This is a genomic window from Pseudomonas serbica (genome assembly GCF_028823535.1).
Classification (GTDB): Bacteria; Pseudomonadota; Gammaproteobacteria; order Pseudomonadales; family Pseudomonadaceae; genus Aquipseudomonas; species Aquipseudomonas serbica.
Window position 1 is genome coordinate 1 of record NZ_JAQIYM010000009.1, and the last position, 21,745, is coordinate 21,745.

The following is a 21,745-nucleotide window of genomic DNA, read 5'->3' on the forward strand; positions in this document are numbered from 1 at the left end:
TTACCCGGTAGCGTCGCTGATCGAAGGCAAATACTGGCCGCCGGTCGGTCGTGTCGACAACGTTTTCGGCGACCGCAACCTGGTTTGCGCCTGCCCGTCGATCGAAAGCTACGCTTAAACGAATGGGGGCAGGTTCGCCTGCCCCCACTTTCCAGAACACCGCTCCCCCCTGCAGGAGCTGGCTTGCCAGCGAAGACGGAATATCAGCCGACACAACTGTTGCCTGACACACCGCCTTCGCTGCGATGCGGCGACCCGACAAGCCAGCTCCTACAGGATCTCCACAAGATTTGCGCCAATTCCTATAACAAGAAACCGGAGAACAACCATGTCGTTAAGCGTGTTCGACCTGTTCAAGATTGGCATCGGCCCCTCCAGCTCCCACACCGTCGGTCCGATGCGTGCTGCTGCGCGTTTCGCCGAAGGTCTGCGCCGTGAAGGGCTGTTGGCTGCAACCACCTGCGTCAAGGTTGAGCTGTACGGCTCACTGGGCGCCACCGGCAAGGGCCACGGCAGCGACAAGGCTGTGTTGCTCGGCCTGGAAGGCGAACACCCGGACACCGTGGATACCGAAACCGTCGCCGCCCGCCTGCAAACGATTCGCGGCAATGGTCGCTTGAACCTGCTCGGCGAACACAGCATTGCGTTCAATGAGAAAGAACACCTGGCGATGATTCGCAAACCGTTGGCCTATCACCCCAACGGCATGATTTTTCGCGCGTTCGATGCCGCCGGTCTGCAAATCCGCAGCCGCGAGTACTACTCGGTCGGCGGTGGTTTTGTCGTCGATGAGGACGCCGCTGGCGCCGACCGCATCGTCGAAGACGCCACCCCCCTGACCTTCCCGTTCAAAAGCGCCAAGGACCTGCTCGGTCACTGCACCACCTATGGCTTGTCCATCAGCCAGGTGATGCTGACCAACGAAAGTGCCTGGCGCCCGGAAGCGGAAACCCGCGCCGGCTTGCTGAAAATCTGGCAGGTGATGCAGGACTGTGTCGCCGCCGGTTGCCGCAACGAAGGCATCCTGCCCGGCGGCCTGAAGGTCAAGCGTCGGGCAGCCGCGCTGCATCGGCAATTGTGCAAGAACCCCGAATCAGCACTGCGCGACCCGCTGTCGGTACTGGACTGGGTCAACCTGTACGCCTTGGCGGTCAACGAAGAAAACGCCAACGGCGGGCGCGTGGTGACAGCCCCGACCAACGGCGCGGCCGGGATCATTCCGGCGGTGCTGCATTACTACATGCGCTTCATTCCCGGCGCGACCGACGACGGGGTGGTGCGCTTCCTGCTGACCGCCGCGGCCATCGGCATCCTGTACAAGGAAAACGCCTCGATCTCCGGCGCCGAAGTCGGCTGCCAAGGCGAAGTCGGCGTGGCTTGCTCCATGGCGGCGGGCGCCCTGTGCGAAGTGCTTGGCGGCACCGTGCAACAAGTGGAAAACGCTGCGGAAATCGGCATGGAACACAACCTCGGACTCACCTGCGACCCGATCGGCGGGCTGGTGCAAGTGCCTTGCATCGAGCGCAACGCCATGGGTTCGGTCAAGGCCATCAATGCCGTGCGCATGGCCATGCGCGGCGACGGGCAGCACTTCGTGTCCCTCGACAAGGTCATCCGCACCATGCGCCAGACCGGCGCCGACATGAAAAGCAAATACAAGGAAACCGCCCGAGGCGGTTTGGCGGTCAACATTATCGAGTGCTGATGCGCGCTCATCTGCACACTTCTCCAGGAGTTGAATATGTCCACCGAACAACTGTTGAAAACACCGTTGCACGCCCTGCACATCGAACTGGGTGCGCGCATGGTGCCGTTCGCCGGCTATGACATGCCGGTGCAATACCCACTGGGCGTGATGAAAGAACACCAGCACACCCGCGAGCAGGCCGGCCTGTTCGATGTTTCGCACATGGGCCAGATCCGCCTGACCGGCGCCAATGCCGCCAAGGCCCTGGAAACCCTGGTACCCGTCGACATCATCGACCTGCCGGTGGGCATGCAGCGCTACGCGATGTTCACCAACGAGAGCGGTGGCATCCTCGACGACCTGATGGTCGCCAACCTGGGTAACGACGAGCTGTTCCTGGTAGTGAATGCCGCGTGCAAGGACCAGGATCTGGCCCACCTGCGCAAGCACATCGGCGACCAGTGCACCATCGAGCCGCTGTTCGAAGAACGCGCCCTGCTCGCCCTGCAAGGCCCGGCTGCCGTGACCGTGCTGGCACGCCTGGCACCAGAAGTGGCCAAGATGACTTTCATGCAGTTCGCCCGCGTGACACTGCTGGGCGTGGATTGCTTTGTCAGCCGCTCGGGTTACACCGGTGAAGACGGTTACGAAATCTCGGTTCCGGCCGCCAGCGCCGAAGCCTTGGCCCGCGCCCTGCTGGCCGAGCCGGAAGTGGCGGCCATCGGCCTCGGCGCGCGCGACTCCCTGCGCCTGGAAGCCGGCCTGTGCCTGTACGGCCATGACATGAACACCGACACCACCCCGATCGAAGCCAGCCTGCTGTGGGCCATCTCCAAGCCGCGTCGTGCCGACGGTGCGCGTGCCGGCGGCTTTCCTGGTGCAGAAACGGTATTCGCCCAACAACAGGGCGGTGTTACCCGCAAGCGCGTTGGCCTGCTACCGCAGGAACGCACCCCGGTGCGCGAAGGCGCGGAAATCGTCAACGAAGCTGGCGAAATCATCGGCAGCGTTTGCAGCGGCGGCTTCGGACCGACCTTGGGCGGCCCTCTGGCCATGGGTTACCTCGACAGCGCCTACATCGCCCTCGACACGCCGGTATGGGCCATTGTTCGTGGGAAAAAGGTGGCTTTGCTTGTAAGCAAAATGCCATTTGTTCCACAACGCTACTATCGCGGCTGATTAACTGTTCCTATAAGTAACGCGGTTGTGCTTACACTGCACTAATGTGTAACGCAACCGCCATAAAATAGTGCATCGTTTGGCTCTAAGCTTCGATTATGAACTTTGATTATAACGATCGAAAACATTTGAACACCGCCAGTGCATAAGGCCGGGCTAGTTGTCATCCATGCCAGGAACCTGAGCAAATCCGGGCCTTGCAGAGGGCTTGTTTTTTATCCCGTAGTTGGCGTAGAGTTTGTTCACTGTGTTTGCATGGGTCGCTTGGAATCGTGACCTGGGCAGTAGCCTACAAGTTAGCTACATCCCGTTCGACGTCTTCTTACTCTCCTGCAACCAGCCCCAGTACTCTTTCATGAGAGAGAGACTGTCATTAATTTTTTGCGTCAAAGGAAATAAGAAATGTCCCAACGTCAGAGCGGTACCGTCAAGTGGTTTAACGACGAGAAAGGTTTTGGTTTTATCACTCCTGAAAGCGGTCCGGATCTGTTCGTGCATTTCCGCGCCATCCAGGGCAACGGCTTCAAGAGCCTGAAAGAAGGCCAGAAAGTGACTTTCATCGCCGTGCAGGGCCAGAAAGGCATGCAGGCTGACGAAGTACAAGCAGAAGCCTAATCTTCTGTAACGAAAAAGCCCCTGATGCTGACATCAGGGGCTTTTTTGTGCGTGTAAATCCGTAAAATGGCTTCTTTTTGCGCCCAGAGGCTGCCATGTCGAAACACCTCCTCAAACCCCAGGGCGACTTCCCCGCCGTCGGCCTGGGTCGTCGCCTGGCAGCGATGTTCTATGACTTCCTGTTGTGCACCGCCCTGCTCATCGTCACCAGCGGCGTCTACAAGATGATCCAGATGGCGATCATCGGGGAAGAGAAAATGCGTACCCTCACCGAAGCCGGCGCGCTGGACGGCGATCCACTGCTGTCGACGGTGCTGCTGTTCGTGCTGTTCGGCTTCTTTGCCAAGTTCTGGACCTACTCCGGCCAGACCCTGGGCATGCAGGTGTGGGGCGTGCGCGTACAGAATGCCGATGGCTCGTCCATCAGCCTGTGGCAGGCCCTGTTGCGCTTCGTGGTGTCGATCGCATCGTTGTTGTGCGTGGGCCTGGGGTTCTTCTGGTCGCTGTTCGACAAGCAGAAACGCAGCTGGCATGACATGTACTCCAATACCCAGCTCGTTCGCATTCCAAAGAAGACCAAATAATTTTCGGTAAACACAAACCAATGTGGGAGCGGGCTTGCTCGCGAAGAGGCGCATCAGACAATATCACTGTCGACTGATACACCCTCTTCGCGAGCAAGCCCGCTCCCACAGTTTTATCGGGTTACCTGACAGACCTCAGGCGTTCCCGGCCAGCTTCATCCGCGCCGCCTGGGTAAAGTCCAACATCCGCTTCAACGGCCGAATAGCCTGCGGAATCAACGCCGGATCAACAAAGATCTCGTTCGTCCCCTCTTTCAAGCTCTTGAGCGTGCGCTCAAGGGTATTCATCGCCATCCACGGGCAATGCGCGCAACTACGGCATGCCGCGCCGTTACCGGCCGTTGGCGCTTCGATAAAGACCTTGTCCGGACACAACTGCTGCATCTTGTAGAAGATACCGCGGTCGGTGGCGACAATCAGGGTCTTGTTCGGCAGGCTCTGTGCCGCCGCGATCAACTGACTGGTGGAGCCGACGGCATCCGCCAGCTCGATCACCGAGGTCGGCGACTCCGGATGCACCAGGATCGCCGCATCCGGATACAGCGCCTTCATATCTTCGAGCTGCTTGGACTTGAACTCTTCGTGAACGATGCAGGCACCGTCCCACAGCAGCATGTCGGCACCGGTCTGGCGCTGGATGTAGGTGCCCAGGTGCTTGTCCGGCCCCCAGATGATGGTTTCGCCGTTATCCATCAGGCTTTCGACGATTTCCAGCGCACAGCTGGACGTCACCACCCAATCCGCGCGGGCTTTGACCGCCGCCGAGGTATTGGCGTAAACCACCACCGTGCGCTCCGGATGCTGGTCGCAGAATGCGGAAAACTCATCGACCGGACACCCCAGGTCCAGTGAGCACGTCGCCTCCAGGGTCGGCATCAGGATGCGTTTCTCGGGGTTGAGGATCTTGGCCGTCTCGCCCATGAATTTCACCCCGGCGACCACCACGGTCTTGGCCGGATGGGCATTGCCGAAGCGGGCCATTTCCAACGAGTCGGAGACACAGCCACCGGTTTCTTCGGCCAGGGCCTGAATAACCGGATCGCAATAGAAGTGCGCCACCAGCACCGCGTCCTGAGCCTTGAGCTCGGCGGCGATGGCGGCACGGTAATAAGCTTCCTCGTCGGCGGTCAGCGGCTTGGGCTGCTTGGCGTCGAGGTGGGCTTGAACCAGAAGGCGTTCGGAAATCTGCGTCATTTTCGCAAGACCTGCAGGCGCTTAAGCGCGAAAGTCGAGTATACACCCCGGCTCCGGACCCTTGAGGGTACCGCCGGGAGAGTGAGTCATCATCAGAGCTTTGAAGAGGCGCAAGGCTACAGAATATCCGCGGGATGCAAAAGATGATTCTGACCTGAGCCGTGCGGTGCTGATCGGGATCGGAATCAGGATCGGCGAAAGCACAAATCGCAGGCAAAAAAAAACCCGGAAATCCTCACTTGCGTGGGCCTTCCGGATTTTCTAAACCGCCAAAAATGGTGGGTCGTGTGGGATTCGAACCTACGACCAATTGGTTAAAAGCCAACTGCTCTACCAACTGAGCTAACGACCCGCTGTGTGGTGGCGCGTATAATACTGATTTTTAAGGACTATTCAACACCTATTTTAAAAATAATCAAAAATAAGGTGTTGGGTCGCTGATTCCGGCCGCCGCAAAGCCTTCTGCGCGCAGACGGCAGCTGTCGCACTTGCCGCAGGCACGGCCGTTATCGTCGGCCTGATAGCAGGAAACGGTCAGGCCGTAATTCACACCCAGCTTCACGCCAGCCTGGACGATTTGCGCCTTGCTCAGGTTTTGCAGTGGCGCCTGGATGCGGAAGCCATTGCCTTCTACGCCGGCCTTGGTCGCCAGGTTGGCCATACGCTCGAAAGACTCGATGAACTCGGGACGGCAGTCCGGGTAACCGGAGTAATCCACTGCGTTGACACCGATGAAGATGTCCCGTGCGCCGAGCACTTCCGCCCAGCCCAATGCCAGGGACAGGAACACCGTGTTACGCGCAGGCACGTAGGTCACCGGAATGCCCTCGCCCAGCTCTTCCGGGATATCGATGCTGCTGTCGGTCAGCGCCGAGCCACCCATGCCGTTCAGGTTCAGGCCGATGACCTTGTGCTCGACCACCCCCAGGTCGCGGGCGACCCGCTCGGCGGCGTACAGCTCGGCGTGGGAACGCTGACCGTAGTCGAAACTCATGGTGTAGCAGCTGTAGCCTTCGGCACGCGCCATGGCCACGACAGTTGCCGAGTCCAGGCCACCGGACAACAGGATGACCGCACGTTTTTCAGCAGTGTTGAGTGGTTCAGTCATTTCAGCGCCCCGGTTCGTCATTCCATAGATATTTATGCAGCTGCAACTGCAAACGCACTGGCAGGTTATCCGCCACCACCCAGTCCGCCAGGTCTCGTGCATTGAGATCATGGTGGCTAGGCGAGAACAGGACTTCACCAGCGCGCTTGTCCAGACCGTACTGGATCAGCTTGGACACGGACCAGTCATAGTCTTCCCGCGAGCAGATGACAAACTTCACCTGATCGTTGGGCGTCAACAGCTCGATGTTTTCGTAGCGGTTGCGATGCGCTTCCTTGGACCCTGGGGTTTTCAGGTCGACAACGCGACTGACCCGGGAATCTACCGCCGAGATATCGATCGAGCCACTGGTTTCCAGTGACACTTCGTAACCGGCATCACACAGGCGCTTGAGCAATGGAATGGCATTGGGCTGGGCCAGGGGCTCGCCGCCCGTGACACAGACGTAGCGCGGACGAAAACCGGCGACCTGCTCGAGGATATCGTCGAGGGTGCGCAGGGTTCCGCCAGTGAAGGCGTAGGCGCTGTCGCAGTATTGGCAACGCAGGGGGCAACCGGTCAGGCGCACAAAAACAGTGGGCAGGCCAGCAGTCCGCGTTTCACCCTGCAACGAGTAGAAAACTTCGGTAATTCTCAATGTGTCTTGCATAGTCGCCACGGGCGTAACAGCTAAACAGGCTGTCCGCCTCCGTCAGGCACTTCAAGGAGCCTCGGCAATGCGCAGGCCCCAAAAAGCGTGTTTCATAAAAAGGGCGTGAATTCTAACGAAAAAACCCGCGACAAGCGCGGGTTTCTTCGAAAGGGGTCAAGCAGCCCTTACATTTTTTGCAGGTCACGCTGGGCCAGCTGAGCGGCGGAAGTGCCCGGAAACTGGGACACAACCTGCTGCAGAATGCCTTTTACCTTGTCTGGATGACCGAGGCGGCGCTCTACGTCAGCAAGCTTGTACAGCGAGTCAGGCACTTTGGCGTGCTTGGGGTACAACTGCGAAACCTTGGCAAAGGCCTGACCCGCACCTTGCAGATCGCCTTTGGCCAGGTTCACTTCACCCAACCAGTACTGGGCATTGCCGGCGTACTGGCTGTTCGGGTACTTGCGCAGGAATGCGGCAAAAGCCTGGCTGGCCTTGTCGAAATCCTTGGCCTTGATCAGGTCGAAGGCAGCATCGTAATAGAGCTTTTCCTTCGCCGGATCCGCCGGCTCGCTACCCGCGGCGGGTGCTTGAGCGGCGGCCGCTCCTGCACCTGCAGCTGCGCCAGCGGCTGCACCGGGGGCGTTCAAGTCGCCACCGGTTGAAGAATTCTCAGGAGTCGCGGCCGGTGCAACGCCGGTTCCTATGCGCCGATCAAGATCCTGGTATCGCTCCAGGCTTTCCTGCTTCATGCGCGCTACATCATTTTGCAGCTCTTCGATCACACCCTGTTGGCGTGAGATCTGATCCTGCATTTGTTGCAGTTGGTTGAACAGCTGGCCCTGTGCCGAGACAGGGGCCGAAACCCCTCCCCCGGCATAGGCGCCGTTCGTACCGTAGCCTGCAGGCGGATAAGTGCTCCCGCTATTGTTATAGCCGGAGTCATTATCGACCACAGGAACCGCAGCCCACGCCGCAAGCGGCGCGAGGCTGAGAGCCAGAACAGTTACAGCACGACGGCACGTTCGCATGACGAATTACTTACGCAGTTCGACGCGACGGTTTTGAGCCCAGGACTGCTCGTCGTTGCCGGTAGCAACTGGACGCTCTTCGCCGTAGGAAACCAGTTCCAGCTGAGCTGGGGAAACGCCTTGCAGTACCAGGTAGCGCTGAACGGCTTTCGCACGACGCTCGCCCAGTGCCATGTTGTACTCACGAGTACCACGTTCGTCGGTGTTGCCTTCCAGAACAACGCGAGCGCCGTTTGCTTTCAGGTCTTTGGCGTGAACGTCCAGAGCGCGCATGGCTTCTGGCTTCAGGTCCGAACTGTCGTATTCGAAGTAGAAAGTGGTGATAGCGCGCAGTGCAGCTTCTTCGCTCAGGGAGCCGTCAACTGCACCAGTGTTTGCGCCGTAACCAGCGTTTGGATCTACCGCGCCTTCACCGGCATTGTCGCCGCCTTTGGACGAGCAACCTACAGCTACAGCCATGGCCAGTGCCAGCGCAGCAAATTTACCAAACTTCAGCATTTCCATCGTGAAACTCCTAATGAACCCCAGTGTGTTAAGTAAAACGTATAGCGCCGCGTCAGTTCAGGTAAGGGGACCAGGAAGGTTCTCTGACTTCGCCTTGAGCGGTAGGAAGCGGGAGCCTTACGCGTCCATTGATAGACACGAGCATCAAGACTCCCCGGCCCTGCTGGCGGGTGGCGTAGATTACCATGGTGCCGTTGGGCGCGACAGTGGGCGACTCGTCCAGAGTGCTATCAGTGAGGATTTTTACACTACCGCGTTGCAAATCCTGGGCCGCCACCTTGAAATTGGTGAAGCCATCCTGACGGTGAATCATGACAAGCGTCTTTTCATCAGCCGACAGTTTAGGGTTGGCGTTGTAGTTACCGACGAAAGTCACTCGTTCGGCACCGCCGCCGCCCACACTGGTCTTGTAGATCTGCGGCTTGCCACCACGATCGGAAGTGAAGTAGATGGTCGAGCCATCCTTGCCCCAGAACGGTTCGGTGTTGATGCCAGGACCGTTGGTGACACGGGTGATCTGACGCGAACCCAGGTTCATCACATAGATGTCCGGGTTGCCGTCTTTCGACAGTACGAACGCCAGGCGATTGCCATCCGGCGACCAGGCTGGCGCGCCGTTCAGGCCTTCGAAGTTGGTGATCTGCTCACGGCGACCGGTGTCGATGTTCTGCATGAAAATGCGCGGACGCTTCTGCTCGAACGAGACGTAGGCGATACGCTTGCCATCGGGTGCGAAACGCGGCGACAGGATCGGCTCGCGCGATTGCAGCAGGGTCACGGCACGGGCGCCGTCATAGTCCGAACGCTGCAGCGTGTAACGGGTGTTCTTTTCGGAGAAGCGCTCGGCCGTCACGTACAGCAGGCGAGTCGAGAACGCACCCTTGATACCGGTGAGCTTCTCGAACGACTGGTCGGCGATGTAGTGCGACATGTCGCGCAACTGATCGACGCTGCCCGACACGCTGCCGGTCAGCACTTGCTGCTCGGTGGCGACGTTGAACAGGGCGTATTGAACCTGCAGGCGACCGCCCGCTGGCGCAATGCTGCCGACCATGACGTACTGTGCGCCCAGCGCCTTGAAGTCGCGGAAGATGATTTCGCTGGCCTGGCTAGGCTGGCTGATCATGTTCTGCTTTGGAATCGGCGAGTAGTAACCCGAGTTGCGCAGGTCGTTACCGATGATTTCCGCCATGTCGTCCGGCAGCACGCTGCCGCCCTGGTTGCCAAACGGCACGACCGCGATCGGGGTGGCCCGATCGCTGCCGCTGGTGACCAGAATGTTTTTCTCATCTGCCATCGCGATCCCTGCCATGCAGCAGATCACGACGAGCATTCCTCGAAGGAGGTTTCTCACGGGGCTAGATCCTCAGGTGTGAATGTCATCTTGAATGAACGATACGGAGCAAAATCGCTCGGCTTCATTCCCTGCATTTCTGTCAAACGTCCAATATTCTTCACTGCCGCTACGGCTGAAGCGTCAAACGGACCGTCGCCACTGGACTTGAGCACCTTGACCGAAGTCACCGTACCGTCCGGCAACATGCCGATTTGCAGCTGAACCGTCATGCCTTTGCGGGCCGAAGGTGGACGAGCCCAGCCTTCCGCTGCACGCACTCGAATCAGGTCGTCGAAACTGCCGGCGACTTCGTCACCCTGCTCATCGGCCAAGGCCTGCTGACGCTGCGGCGTGTCGGAAAGCAAATCTGCCAGGGCCTGGGCCTTTTTGTCTTCGGCGGATTTACGCGCCGCATCCTGCGATTTCTTCTTCGCAGCATCGGCAGCAGCTTTCTTCTTCGCTTCTTCGGCGACTTTCTTCTTCGCCTCTTCAGCTTCAGCTTTCTTCTTGGCGTCTTCGGCGGCTTTCTTTTTCGCGTCTTCGACGATCTTTTTCTTCGCTTCTTCAGCGGCCGCTTTCTTGGCCTCTTCTTCAGCAGCCTTCTTGGCTTCTTCTTCCGCTTTCTTCTTGGCTATATCAGCCAATTGTTTCTCTTCTGCCTTCTTGGCTTCGGCGGTCTTCTTCGCTTCATCGGCTTTCTTGGCTTCATCAGCCTTCTTGGCCTCATCAGCCTTTTTCGCCTCTTCCGCTTTCTTCGACTCGTCGGCCTTCTTGGCTTCCTCGGCCTTTTGAGCCGCGTCTTCTTTCTTTTGTTCCGCAGCCTTTATCGCTTCCTGCTCGACCTTCTTCTGTTCCAACTGCTCGACTTCGGTCTGGCGCGCGGCGGATTTCTTCGCCTCACCCGCAATCTTCTGATTGGTCTGGGTGGTCGCCTGACTTTTCGATTTCAGCTGGTACAGGGTCGCCTGGACGATCGGCTTGGCCGGCGGCAGCTCCGGGGTGAAGGCAAAACTGACGAACAGCATGCCGAACACCAGCACGTGCAAGCCAATCGCCCAGACACTAGGCCAGAAGTAGCTTTCCGAGGCGGACGGCTCTCGCTGTTGCTGCATCAGGGCGCCTCGGTAATCAAGCCAACATTACCGACGCCGGCTTTCTGCAACCCGCCCATGGCGCCCATGACGGAGCCGTAGTCGACACTCTTGTCACCGCGGATGAACACCTGGGTGCGCTTGCCGCTTTCGTTGCCCACGCGAATGATCTTGGTCACCGCATCAGTCATCTGCGGCAGGGTCATGGCCCTGTCCTGCTGCTTCTCGGTGTCGACTTCGCTGCCAAGGTTCCAGTAGTAGGTCTTGTCGGATTTGATCGAAATGGTCAGGACCTGGGTGTTGTTGTCTTGCGGCAAGGCTTCGCTGGAAACCTTGGGCAGATCAACTTTCACGCCCTGATTGAGCATTGGCGCGGTCACCATGAAGATGACCAGCAGCACCAACATCACGTCGATGTAGGGCACTACGTTCATCTCGGCGACCGGCTTGCGCTTTTTGCGAGCTCGAGCGATTAAAGCCATTGGAAATTACCTGCTTATTCTTCGCTGGTGTGCACTTTACGGTGCAGGATCGCCTGGAATTCATCGGCGAAGGTGTAGTAGCGGCCCAGCAAGGTTTCGCTGCGAGCAGCAAAACGGTTGTAAGCGATAACGGCTGGAATGGCAGCGAACAGACCGATCGCGGTGGCGATCAGGGCTTCGGCGATACCCGGGGCAACGGTGGCCAGGGTCGCTTGCTGGGCAGTCGCCAGGCCACGGAAGGAGTTCATGATGCCCCAGACCGTACCGAACAGACCGATATACGGGCTCACGGAACCGACAGTGGCAAGGAATGGCAGGCTCTGCTCGAGCTTTTCTTCTTCACGGGAAATGGCCACGCGCATGGCACGGGCCACACCTTCCATGACCGCCTCGGGATCGACCCCAGGCTGCTGGCGCAGACGGGAGAATTCCTTGAAGCCGGCGCGGAAGATCTGCTCGACACCTGAATCCGGGTCCGGGTTGCTACCCGCCTGACGGTAGAGCTTGGACAGGTCGATACCCGACCAGAAGCGCTCTTCGAAGCTCTCCAGGGCACGTCGACCGGCGCGCAGCAGGTTGCTGCGCTGAAAGATCATGATCCATGAGGTCACCGATGCGGCTACCAGGGTCAGCATTACCAGTTGCACCACGATGCTGGCATTGCTGACCAGGCTCCACATGGAGGAATGGTCGACGACGTTAGCTTCCACGCTTTATCTCCTGCTTTGAGTGTGTACCCGCGCCGCTCACGGCGGCAAAGGCCGCTCGTAGAGCTTCGGGAATGGCCCGGGGTTTCAAACTGTCGGTGCGCACACAGGCCACCAAAAACTGCCCTTCGCAGAGCAGCGCATCATCCGTCGCCCGCCTGACCTGCTGTTTGAAGCGCAGGCTGGCACGGTTCAATTCAATTACTTCAGCGCTTACCAGCAGCTCGTCGTCCAGTCGCGCCGGCGCGTGGTAGCGCGCTTCGCTGGAATGCACGACGAACAACAGGTCCTCCCCTGCCAGCTGCGATTGGGCAAAGCCCAGCTCTCGTAGCCGCTCGGTTCGAGCCCGTTCCATAAACTTGAGGTAATTAACGTAATACACGATGCCGCCCGCATCGGTGTCCTCGTAATAAACGCGACAACGATGTGCGAAAGGCTCAAGCCCGTTTTGCGCGCGCATACTCTAGTGCTTACTCCTCAGGTTGCCAATCCGGCCAGGCAACTGTTTTTCAAAGTTCTGCGGCTTTCGCGCAAAAGTACGGTCCTCGGACCACACATTGCCCGAAAAAATCAGCTCGCAACGTTAATTAATCGTCCACGGCATCAAGAAACTCGTCTACTACGGGCATTTCGCCCAATCGTGACGGAATGTTTAATCCGAAATGCAGGTACGCATGCCGAGTCACCACCCGGCCCCGCGGCGTGCGCATGATGTAGCCCTGTTGGATCAGGTATGGCTCCAGCACGTCTTCAATGGTGTGACGCTCTTCGCTGATGGCTGCGGCCAGGCTGTCCACCCCCACCGGGCCGCCATCGAACTTCTCGATCATGGTCAGCAACAGACGTCGGTCCTGATGATCGAAGCCACGCTCGTCGACATCCAGCAGGTTCAGGGCCAGGTCGGCGATCGGCTTGGTGATGTGGCCTTTGGCGCGCACTTCGGCGAAATCCCGTACCCGGCGCAGCAGGCGGTTGGCGATCCGCGGTGTGCCACGGGCTCGGCGAGCGATTTCGAAGGCGCCCTCCGGGTCCAGCGGCAGGCCGAGAATGTTCGCCGAACGGCTGACAATCGTCGACAAGTCGGCGGTGCTGTAGAACTCAAGACGCTGGACGATACCGAAACGATCACGCAACGGGTTGGTCAGCATCCCCGCCCGGGTGGTCGCCCCGACCAGGGTGAACGGTGGCAGATCGAGCTTGATCGACCGCGCAGCCGGACCTTCGCCGATCATGATGTCGAGCTGGAAATCCTCCATGGCCGGATAGAGCACTTCCTCGACAATCGGCGACAAGCGATGGATTTCATCGATGAACAGCACGTCGTGCGGCTCAAGGTTGGTCAGCAGCGCCGCCAGGTCACCAGGCCGCTCGAGGACCGGCCCCGAGGTGCTCTTGATCGACACGCCCATTTCCTGGGCGATGATATTGGCCAGGGTGGTCTTGCCCAGCCCCGGCGGGCCGAAGATCAACGTGTGGTCCAGGGACTCGTTGCGCCCGCGGGCAGCCTGGATGAACAACTCCATTTGCTCGCGAACGGTCGGCTGGCCAATGTACTCGGCCAGGCTGACTGGACGTATCGCCCGGTCCTGGACTTCCTCGCGATCACGGGGGGCGCCCGTGGCGGCGATCAGACGGTCGGCTTCAATCACTTAGATCATTCCCTTCAGGGCACGACGAATCAGGTCTTCGCTGCTCAAGCCTTTCTCCTTGATCGCGGAAATCGCCTTGCTGGCTTCCTGCGGCTTGTAGCCCAGGGAGATCAGCGCGCTGACCGCATCGTTTTCGGCGCTGTTGACCGGCGCTGGCCCGTCCGGCTGGTTCGGCACCAGGGCAAACATGGCCGGCACGGTTTCCCAGGCCTTGAAGCGATCCTTGAGCTCGACCAGCAGGCGTTCGGCGGTTTTCTTGCCGACGCCCGGCACCTTGGTCAGTGCCGAGGTGTCCTGGGACTGCACGCAACGGACCAGCTCGTCGACTTCCAGGCTCGACATCAGGGCCAGGGCCAGTTTCGGCCCCACACCATTGAGACGGATCAATTCGCGAAAAAAGTCTCGCTCACGCTTGCCGACGAAGCCATAGAGTAACTGCGCGTCCTCGCGCACGACCAGATGGGTGTGCAGCGTCAGCGGTTCACCGACCGACGGCAGGCGATAAAGCGTGGTCATGGGCACTTCAAGCTCATACCCCAGGCCATTTACATCCAGAATCAGGTGCGGCGGCTGTTTCTCAGCCAGTGTGCCGCGCAAGCGTCCAATCACGTTACAGATCCTTGAGCGTTGGCCAGCCCTGGGCCAGCGACTGAGAGAACGAGGATCTGGCGCCGACAACCCAGGCGCATCCCCCTCATTCCAGAAAAATGATTGCTGATGCTATCAGAGACGCAAGCGCCCGCCACGACTGCGTGCGGCGCCCAGGCCATGGGGCAACAGGCTGGAGCGGGTGTGCGCATGGCAAATGGCAATGGCCAGGGCGTCGGAGGCATCGATTTGCGGTTTGCTGGTCAGCTTGAGCATGTGCATGACCATCATCTGTACCTGTTCTTTATTGGCCGCGCCGGTGCCGACCACGGCCTGTTTGACCTGGGTTGCCGTGTATTCGGCGATCTCCAGGCTTTCCTCGGCGCCGGCGACGATGGCGGCGCCACGGGCCTGCCCCAGTTTCAGGGCGGAATCGGCATTGCGTGCCATGAACACCTTCTCGATGCCCATGGTGACCGGATGGTAGGTCTGAATGATCTCGCGCACCCCGCGATAGACAATCTGCAGACGCTCATGCAATTCGCCAGCTCCAGTGCGGATGCAACCGGAGGCCACGTACTCGCAGCCACGCCCGGTATCACGAACCACGCCATAACCGGTAATGCGCGAACCGGGGTCGATACCAAGAATTAAAGTCATAACGCCTGCAACGCTGAAGCAAATATCCAAGGGAATTGTAGGAGCTGGCTCGCCAGCGAAGGCGGCCTCAAGACTTGCACAAGTTCAAGGGCCTCTTCGCTGGCAAGCCAGCTCCTACAATGAAGGCGTAGCATTCAGCTTAGTTGTGCGGCGACCGATTCCGGGATTTCGGCGTTGGAGTAGACGTTCTGCACGTCATCCAGGTCTTCGAGCATGTCGATCAGCTTGAGGACTTTTTCGGCACCTTCCAGGTCGAGCTCGGCACTGGTGGTCGGCAACATGACGATTTCCGCGTCATCGCCTTTGAAACCGGCCGCTTCCAGCGCGTTGCGCACCGCGTAGAATCCGGTGAACGAGGTGAACACATCGACGGAGCCATCTTCGTTGCCGACCACGTCATCGGCATCGGCTTCCAACGCTGCTTCGGTCAAGGCATCTTCATCGACGCCTGGCGCAAAGCTGATTTGCCCCTTGCGCTCGAAAAGATAAGCCACCGAACCGTCGGTGCCGAGGTTGCCGCCGCACTTGCTGAATGCATGGCGAACAGCCGCTGCGGTCCGGTTGCGGTTGTCCGTCATGCACTCGACCATCACCGCCACGCCGCCAGGCCCGTAACCTTCGTAGGTCAATTCTTCGACGTTGTCGGCTTCGGTCGCACCCGCGCCACGGGCAATGGCGCGATCGATGATGTCGCGACTCATGTTCGCCCCAAGCGCCTTGTCCAGGGCCAGGCGCAAGCGCGGATTCGAGCCCGGATCGCCACCACCCTGACGGGCCGCGACGGTCAGCTCACGAATCCATTTGGTGAAGATCTTGCCCCTCTTGGCATCCTGACGTTCTTTGCGGTGCTTGATGTTCGCCCACTTGGAATGACCTGCCATAACTCGCTCCGAATTCTCTTTGAAACATTGCCCGCCACGCTGCATCGCGCCGGCCGGCAAAACAAAAATCTTGAACTGCTTTATGTATAAAGAAAGGGCGCATCCGCAGATGCGCCCTCCTGGGCCTTACTCAGCCTTGGGCGTTTCACGCAAGCGAATGTGCAGTTCGCGCAATGCCTTGGCATCGACCTGGCCCGGTGCCTGAGTCATGACGTCCGCCGCGCTCTGGGTTTTCGGGAAGGCGATCACTTCACGGATCGACTGGGCGCCGGTCATCAGCATCACCAGACGGTCCAGACCGAAGGCCAGGCCACCGTGCGGCGGCGCGCCGTATTTCAGGGCGTCGAGCAGGAAGCCGAATTTCTCTTCCTGTTCCGCTTCATTGATGCCCAACAGACGGAACACCGACTGCTGCATCTCTTTGCGGTGGATACGGATCGAACCGCCACCCAGCTCGGTGCCGTTCAAGACCATGTCGTAGGCACGGGACAGGGCGCCAGCCGGATTGGCTTCCAGCTCTGCCGGGGTGCACTTCGGCGCGGTGAACGGGTGGTGCAAGGCGGTGAAGCTGCCGTCTTCGTTCTCTTCGAACATCGGGAAGTCGACGACCCACATTGGTGCCCACTTGCAGGTCAGCAGGTCCAGGTCGTGGCCGAGCTTGATCCGCAGCGCGCCCAGGGCTTCGCTGACGATCTTGGCTTTGTCGGCCCCGAAGAACACGATATCGCCGTCGACCGCACCGACGCGATCGAGGATCACGTTCAGGTTGGCTTCCGGGATGTTTTTCACGATCGGCGATTGCAGACCTTCAACACCGGCAGCGCGCTCGTTGACCTTGATGTACGCCAGGCCCTTGGCACCGTAGATACCGACAAACTTGGTGTAGTCGTCGATCTGTTTGCGCGGCATGCTCGCCCCGCCTGGAACGCGCAGAGCGGCGATACGGCATTTAGGGTCGTTGGCCGGGCCGCTGAATACCTTGAAATCGACTTCCTTGAGCTGGTCGGCAACGTCAACCAATTCCAGCGGGTTACGCAGGTCCGGCTTGTCGGAACCGTAGCGACGCATGGCCTCTTCGAAGGTCATGTGCGGGAATTCACCGAACTCCAGACCCAGCACTTCCTTGAACAGGTTGCGGATCATTTGTTCGGTCAGGCCCATGATCTCTTTTTCATCGAGGAAACTGGTCTCGATGTCGATCTGGGTAAATTCCGGCTGACGGTCGGCGCGCAGGTCTTCGTCGCGGAAGCACTTGGCGATCTGGTAGTAACGGTCGAAGCCGGCCACCATCAGCAGTTGCTTGAACAGCTGCGGCGACTGCGGCAGGGCGAAGAACGAACCGGCGTGGGTACGGCTCGGCACCAGGTAATCGCGCGCACCTTCAGGGGTAGCACGGGTCAGGATCGGCGTCTCGACGTCAAGGAAGCCGTTCTCGTCGAGGAAACGACGGATGCTGGTGGTCATGCGCGAACGCAGGCGCAGCTTCTCGGCCATTTCCGGACGACGCAGGTCCAGGAAACGATAGCGCAGGCGGGTTTCCTCACCGACGTCGGAGAACTCGTTCAAGGGGAACGGCGGAGTTTCCGACTCGTTCAGCACTTCCAGCTCATAGCCCAGGACTTCGATCATGCCCGACGCCATGTTGGCGTTGGTGGCACCGGCCGGACGCAGGCGAACCTTGCCGGTGATTTTCACGACATACTCGCTGCGCACGCGATCGGCGGCGGCGAAGGTTTCAGCGCGGTCCGGGTCGAACACCACCTGGGCCAGACCGTCACGATCACGGATATCGAGGAAAATCACCCCACCGTGGTCACGACGACGGTGGACCCATCCGCAAAGGGTAATTTCCTGGCCGTCCAGGCTTTCGTTCAGTTGGCCGCAATAATGGCTGCGCATCATGGTAGTGGTTTCACTTCTCGTAATTCGACATTCGGTTGGAGTGCTTGCGTCGATCCGCTGACGGATGACGCAAGCACTCGCGCGTGTGGTTCAACTCAGGTCCGAAACCCTAGTCAGCTTTGTCACCGCCGGCCAGGTTCTTCTTGGAACCGGTCTTGAAATCGGTCTCGTACCAGCCCGTGCCGCTGAGGCGGAAGCCTGGCATGGATAGCATCTTCTTAAGCTCCGGTGCCTGGCACGCAGGGCAGTCGACCAACGGTGCATCGCTGATCTTTTGAATGGCTTCCAACTGATGACCACAGGAAGCACATTGGTAATCGTACATCGGCATGGGGGTTGTCTCGGCGATCAGATTGCTACCGCGCACGCTGGGTTTTGCGGCAAAGAGCGGGATTATATCCATTAAATGCAGCCTGTGCAGCCGTAAGACTGCACAGATCGACACGTTGCTCTTTGATTCATTCGGTTCATGCCATGGCCGGGCAACGCCCCTCCTTGAGGCTGTGGACAACACAGACCACCCGCACCAACCCGCTGAAATTTCGCACCCCACCATGACGCAAATGCACTTCGCGATCGAAATGGGACAGCAACGCACTGACCGAACAGCAATTGACCCTGGCCATGTCGGCCAAAATATCCCAATACACCTGCTCAAGCCGCAAGCAGGTGGCAAAGCCATTCAATCGCACCGATCGGGACTGCGGCCGGGCCAGCCCCATGTCGAACTCGCTGACAAATGGATCGATCCATCCATCCCTGGCCGAACTCACCCGCCCCTCGCCTCTCCTGCCTTCATATTCCATAACGCTGACACTCCTTTGCCATTTGCGGTTTCTATAAAAGCCATTGCATGCCTATAAAAACGTGAGGGCAAAGTTATAGCCAGATGACTTTATGACCATCCACGTAGGATAAGCCAACAACAGAAGGCGGATCAGGGAGAGCGTCCTAGTCCAGCACTTTTCCCACAGCAACAAGCGAAGAATCGTTCAGGCTACAGATCGCTAATCCGAAGAAACGCAGCGCGCAAACAACAGAGCCATCCGCGCGCCGGCGCATCATTGATCGAGCATTGCGCGGAGCATCCAAGCCGTTTTCTCGTGGACCTGCATGCGCTGGGTCAGCAGGTCAGCCGTAGGTTCATCGCTGACTTTGTCGAGCAGCGGGAAGATCCCCCGGGCTGTACGCGTGACAGCCTCCTGCCCCGCCACCAGTTGCCTGATCATGTCCTCAGCCGCAGGCACGCCCTCTTCTTCCTTGATGGAGGACAGGCGCGCATAAACAGAATAGGCACCCGGCGCCGGAAACCCGAGCGCACGAATACGCTCGGCAATTGAATCGACCGCCAAGGCCAACTCGTTATATTGTTCCTCGAACATCAAATGCAGGGTTCGGAACATCGGGCCTGTAACGTTCCAATGGAAGTTATGGGTTTTCAGGTAAAGCACATAGGTGTCCGACAGCAGGCGCGAAAGCCCTTCGACGATGGACTTGCGGTCCTCTTCACTGATACCGATATCGATTGCCATGTTTTTCCCCTAAAGGTGATGAAGTTCATCCAACAGGTGCAGGACCACTCTAGCAAGCCTGTCGCCAGGCTGCAGCCCGACCACCTCGCCAGGCGATGGCAAGATCACCCGATGCACCGCTGGACTCCTTGATTTGAGTAGGCTGCAGCTTTGCTGTTAAATAGGCAGCGTGTCGTCAGTGCCTATTTTTTCGGGCGCTACGCATAGGCTGATACCGGGCACGTGTCCAACGCCTCTTATTTATTCCGAAGCGAACCGTGCGCCATCAGCTCTTCCTTTTGAGCTGTCTTAACGTGAGTTAATCAAAATGTTGAAAATCGTCCACCTGCTGATAGGCGCAGCGGCTTTGCTGCTGTCCTTCATCCCTAGCCTGCGATCCGAAGCTTTACCGTACCTGCAACAACCCGATGCGCTGTACCTGGCCTTTTTCGGCCTGCTCAACCTGACGCTTGCCCCAGTTATTCCTTACTGGAACAAAGGCCCTCGCCATCAACTGCAAAACCTGGTCAGCATCCTGCTGGTTCTGGCGGTCGTCCTGCAAACCGTGACACTGATCGCGGAAATGCCGGTCATTGCCGGTCAGCCTGCCGTGCTGTTCAGCCTCATTGCAGCCTTTATCGCTGTTGCCCTGCACCTGGCCATCAGCTTCTACAAATCGTCACCGGCCGCCGCTTCGCCTAGCTATGACATGAGCAACCGCGATACCGGGACCGTCAAGTGGTTCAACACCTCCAAAGGCTTCGGCTTTATTTCCCGCGACTCAGGCGACGATATTTTCGTGCACTTCCGGGCCATTCGCGGCGAAGGCCATCGTGTCCTGGTCGAAGGCCAGCGCGTCGAGTTCTCCGTCATGAATCGTGACAAAGGCCTGCAAGCCGAAGACGTCATCGCCGCCCTGCCGCGACGCTGATACAAAGGCAAATAAAAAACCGCGAACATGTTCGCGGTTTTTTATTGCCTGCACTCTTTGTAATGGGGCCGCGGCGCTTAATAATGTGGCGGCGGCGCTTCTTCTTCGAAAGACTCGAACTGGCCGACCATTTCCTCTTGCCGCTTGAGCAGCGCGGCCATTTGCAGCTGCAGGCGTTCGACCACCCGCTGCTGCGCCACCAGGACATCATTCAACGCCTGGATGGTGTCATCCTGAAACGCCAGTCGGCTTTCAAGGTCGGTTACGCGTTCTTCGAGGCTCATGGCTCAACCCTCCACAAACTTGAAATCATCGGTCAACACCAGGCGCAGCCGTTCGCGAATCGCCGCGACCTGCTCTGCATTGTAAGGCTTGGCTGAAATTTTGCCCCAGATCGGCGCGGGCCAGGCCGCGTCTTCACGCTTGCGCACGATCACATGCATGTGCAACTGGCTGACCACGTTGCCCAGGGCAGCGACGTTCAGCTTGTCGGCATCGAACGAGTCCTTGAGCAACTCCGACAACGAGGTCGTTTCCTGCCAGAGTTGCTGCTGATCGGCGACACTCAACTGAAATATCTCGCTGATATCGTCCCTGCGTGGCACGAGGATGAACCAGGGGTAGTTCGAATCATTGGACAACAGTAACCGACAAAGCGGGAAATCACCGATCGGTAGTGTGTCTTGTTGAAGTCGTGGATCTAAAGTGAACACTGCGCATACTCCCGCCAGGTCATCATTTTTCAGCTTGGCGCCCATCCCGAGAGATCATACGCCACGCCACTTGACGGAAGCATACCCTGCTGGCTTCACGGCGAACCACTGCTTGCGCCGCCGGAGGATCAACAAATGGCGCGAACCCGCCCCGCGATGAGACATTTCCTGCGAAAACGCACCAACACCGAACCAAGCATCGACAAAATGCGCTGAAATGACCAGAAAACCACAACCTGTTCCCGATACGTCAAATGCCCGGCTGTGTGAATTCGGCACAGTCATAAAAATTTTTTGCACCAAAACCGCACAGTACGTCTACGCTGAGTGCTTCGCACATCCGCCAATTACTCACTGGCGGGGTGAACCGGTAACGCTTTTATCTGTCGCGCGACCAAACAGAAGGCTAAACCACGAGGCCAACCACGGCGTCAAGCCCGCAGCAAAGAGGTGTGATACCCCCGGTTTCATGAGGTTTTTACCGCATCAGGCAGCCAATCAGAAAAAAAATCCGTAGAGTTCTGATTTGTGCACGTTTGTTGCATTGTTACCCACATCGTCTATAAGGCACCGCGGGAAGCGGGCAGCCTTAAGACCAAGAAAAACAGTGGCAGGGTAGCCCGATGGAGATTCAAACGTTTCACCAGGGACTCTTTTTATCGATGCGCCAGTCCAGAAAAACAGCATTAAAGTTGTCAGTCCGGTTGCATCGGGGCTGTAAATTTGCGACATCTAGCTAGCCGTTTACGACAGGGTCGTAA

The 21,745-nt window shown here is 58.7% G+C and carries 27 protein-coding genes and 1 tRNA gene; 6 read left to right on the top strand and 22 right to left on the bottom strand.

Translation table 11 applies throughout. The annotated features are described in order from the left end of the window. The 5 genes from NQL71_RS36815 to NQL71_RS15700 all read left to right on the top strand — a co-directional run. The coding region (locus tag NQL71_RS36815; protein ID WP_425520686.1) for a hypothetical protein at positions 1-118 on the top strand (118 nt) is incomplete at its 5' end. Positions 119-328: 210 nt separating this feature from the next. Continuing rightward, positions 329-1,705 carry an L-serine ammonia-lyase gene (locus NQL71_RS15685; RefSeq protein WP_077185290.1) on the top strand — a complete coding sequence of 459 codons (1,377 nt, stop codon included), beginning with the start codon at positions 329-331 and terminating at the stop codon, positions 1,703-1,705. Positions 1,706-1,741: 36 nt separating this feature from the next. Further along, positions 1,742-2,866: a glycine cleavage system aminomethyltransferase GcvT gene (gcvT, locus tag NQL71_RS15690; protein WP_248686868.1), complete on the top strand. Its 1,125-nt coding sequence runs from the start codon at positions 1,742-1,744 to the stop codon at positions 2,864-2,866. Between the two features lie 402 nt (positions 2,867-3,268). After that, positions 3,269-3,481, top strand: a complete 213-nt coding sequence (locus tag NQL71_RS15695) for a cold-shock protein (RefSeq protein ID WP_007977299.1) — start codon at positions 3,269-3,271, stop codon at positions 3,479-3,481. Between the two features lie 95 nt (positions 3,482-3,576). Further along, a complete protein-coding gene (locus NQL71_RS15700) occupies positions 3,577-4,065 on the top strand; it encodes an RDD family protein (protein ID WP_046818799.1) in 489 nt (162 codons plus the stop codon). A 135-nt stretch (positions 4,066-4,200) separates the two neighbouring features. Here the strand turns inward: NQL71_RS15700 and nadA are convergent, their stop codons facing one another. From nadA to NQL71_RS15795, 19 genes are all read right to left on the bottom strand, one after another. Continuing rightward, on the bottom strand, positions 4,201-5,259 hold the full coding sequence (gene nadA / locus NQL71_RS15705; RefSeq protein ID WP_008054654.1) for a quinolinate synthase NadA: 1,059 nt from the start codon (positions 5,257-5,259) through the stop codon (positions 4,201-4,203). Positions 5,260-5,535: 276 nt separating this feature from the next. After that, positions 5,536-5,611 (bottom strand) — tRNA-Lys (locus NQL71_RS15710). Positions 5,612-5,674: 63 nt separating this feature from the next. Further along, positions 5,675-6,367, bottom strand: a complete 693-nt coding sequence (queC, locus tag NQL71_RS15715) for a 7-cyano-7-deazaguanine synthase QueC (RefSeq protein WP_046818800.1) — start codon at positions 6,365-6,367, stop codon at positions 5,675-5,677. Position 6,368: 1 nt separating this feature from the next. After that, entirely contained in the window at positions 6,369-7,016 is a 648-nt protein-coding gene (queE, locus tag NQL71_RS15720) for a 7-carboxy-7-deazaguanine synthase QueE (RefSeq protein ID WP_046818801.1), read from the bottom strand. Between the two features lie 167 nt (positions 7,017-7,183). Beyond that, entirely contained in the window at positions 7,184-8,029 is an 846-nt protein-coding gene (gene ybgF, locus NQL71_RS15725) for a tol-pal system protein YbgF (protein ID WP_046818802.1), read from the bottom strand. 6 nt (positions 8,030-8,035) lie between these two features. After that, positions 8,036-8,533, bottom strand: a complete 498-nt coding sequence (gene pal, locus NQL71_RS15730; RefSeq protein ID WP_003178634.1) for a peptidoglycan-associated lipoprotein Pal — start codon at positions 8,531-8,533, stop codon at positions 8,036-8,038. A 52-nt stretch (positions 8,534-8,585) separates the two neighbouring features. Beyond that, positions 8,586-9,866 carry a Tol-Pal system beta propeller repeat protein TolB gene (tolB, locus tag NQL71_RS15735; RefSeq protein ID WP_178134233.1) on the bottom strand — a complete coding sequence of 427 codons (1,281 nt, stop codon included), beginning with the start codon at positions 9,864-9,866 and terminating at the stop codon, positions 8,586-8,588. Positions 9,867-9,883: 17 nt separating this feature from the next. Next, on the bottom strand, positions 9,884-10,981 hold the full coding sequence (gene tolA, locus NQL71_RS15740) for a cell envelope integrity protein TolA (protein WP_077185284.1): 1,098 nt from the start codon (positions 10,979-10,981) through the stop codon (positions 9,884-9,886). Further along, a complete protein-coding gene (tolR, locus tag NQL71_RS15745; RefSeq protein WP_162488917.1) occupies positions 10,981-11,433 on the bottom strand; it encodes a protein TolR in 453 nt (150 codons plus the stop codon). The genes tolA and tolR overlap by 1 nt, the downstream gene beginning before the upstream one ends. Positions 11,434-11,456: 23 nt before the next feature. Then, positions 11,457-12,152: a protein TolQ gene (tolQ, locus tag NQL71_RS15750; protein WP_007995636.1), complete on the bottom strand. Its 696-nt coding sequence runs from the start codon at positions 12,150-12,152 to the stop codon at positions 11,457-11,459. Then, a complete protein-coding gene (gene ybgC / locus NQL71_RS15755; protein WP_046818806.1) occupies positions 12,142-12,609 on the bottom strand; it encodes a tol-pal system-associated acyl-CoA thioesterase in 468 nt (155 codons plus the stop codon). The genes tolQ and ybgC overlap by 11 nt, the downstream gene beginning before the upstream one ends. A 127-nt stretch (positions 12,610-12,736) precedes the next feature. After that, a complete protein-coding gene (gene ruvB, locus NQL71_RS15760; protein ID WP_046818807.1) occupies positions 12,737-13,798 on the bottom strand; it encodes a Holliday junction branch migration DNA helicase RuvB in 1,062 nt (353 codons plus the stop codon). Further along, positions 13,799-14,407 (bottom strand): Holliday junction branch migration protein RuvA, encoded by a 609-nt coding sequence (ruvA, locus tag NQL71_RS15765; RefSeq protein ID WP_046818808.1) that lies wholly within the window; start codon positions 14,405-14,407, stop codon positions 13,799-13,801. 114 nt (positions 14,408-14,521) lie between these two features. After that, positions 14,522-15,046 (bottom strand): crossover junction endodeoxyribonuclease RuvC, encoded by a 525-nt coding sequence (ruvC, locus tag NQL71_RS15770; RefSeq protein WP_008015799.1) that lies wholly within the window; start codon positions 15,044-15,046, stop codon positions 14,522-14,524. A gap of 134 nt (positions 15,047-15,180) precedes the next feature. Next, the gene (locus NQL71_RS15775) at positions 15,181-15,927 is read right to left on the bottom strand and encodes a YebC/PmpR family DNA-binding transcriptional regulator (protein ID WP_046818809.1); all 747 of its coding nucleotides are present in this window, start codon (positions 15,925-15,927) and stop codon (positions 15,181-15,183) included. Positions 15,928-16,053: 126 nt separating this feature from the next. Next, complete coding sequence (gene aspS / locus NQL71_RS15780; protein ID WP_046818810.1) at positions 16,054-17,829, bottom strand: aspartate--tRNA ligase; 1,776 nt, start codon at positions 17,827-17,829, stop codon at positions 16,054-16,056. A gap of 109 nt (positions 17,830-17,938) precedes the next feature. Continuing rightward, the gene (locus NQL71_RS15785) at positions 17,939-18,160 is read right to left on the bottom strand and encodes an FmdB family zinc ribbon protein (RefSeq protein WP_007977333.1); all 222 of its coding nucleotides are present in this window, start codon (positions 18,158-18,160) and stop codon (positions 17,939-17,941) included. A gap of 136 nt (positions 18,161-18,296) precedes the next feature. Further along, a complete protein-coding gene (locus NQL71_RS15790; protein WP_046818811.1) occupies positions 18,297-18,635 on the bottom strand; it encodes a ribbon-helix-helix domain-containing protein in 339 nt (112 codons plus the stop codon). 255 nt (positions 18,636-18,890) lie between these two features. Then, positions 18,891-19,361 carry a Dps family protein gene (locus tag NQL71_RS15795; protein WP_046818812.1) on the bottom strand — a complete coding sequence of 157 codons (471 nt, stop codon included), beginning with the start codon at positions 19,359-19,361 and terminating at the stop codon, positions 18,891-18,893. A gap of 307 nt (positions 19,362-19,668) precedes the next feature. Between NQL71_RS15795 and NQL71_RS15800 the strand changes: the two genes are divergently transcribed. Continuing rightward, positions 19,669-20,271 (top strand): cold-shock protein, encoded by a 603-nt coding sequence (locus NQL71_RS15800; protein ID WP_046818813.1) that lies wholly within the window; start codon positions 19,669-19,671, stop codon positions 20,269-20,271. A gap of 77 nt (positions 20,272-20,348) precedes the next feature. On the opposite strand, the gene NQL71_RS15805 is transcribed toward NQL71_RS15800, so the two are convergent. Genes NQL71_RS15805 through NQL71_RS15815 form a run of 3 tightly spaced genes read right to left on the bottom strand, consistent with a single transcriptional unit; the run spans position 20,349 to position 21,284 of the window. After that, positions 20,349-20,555, bottom strand: coding sequence for a SlyX family protein (locus NQL71_RS15805; protein WP_007977339.1), 207 nt, complete (start codon positions 20,553-20,555; stop codon positions 20,349-20,351). 3 nt (positions 20,556-20,558) lie between these two features. Continuing rightward, a complete protein-coding gene (locus NQL71_RS15810; protein ID WP_046818926.1) occupies positions 20,559-20,984 on the bottom strand; it encodes an HIT domain-containing protein in 426 nt (141 codons plus the stop codon). 54 nt (positions 20,985-21,038) lie between these two features. Next, complete coding sequence (locus tag NQL71_RS15815) at positions 21,039-21,284, bottom strand: hypothetical protein (protein ID WP_143512448.1); 246 nt, start codon at positions 21,282-21,284, stop codon at positions 21,039-21,041. Positions 21,285-21,745: the final 461 nt, after the last annotated feature.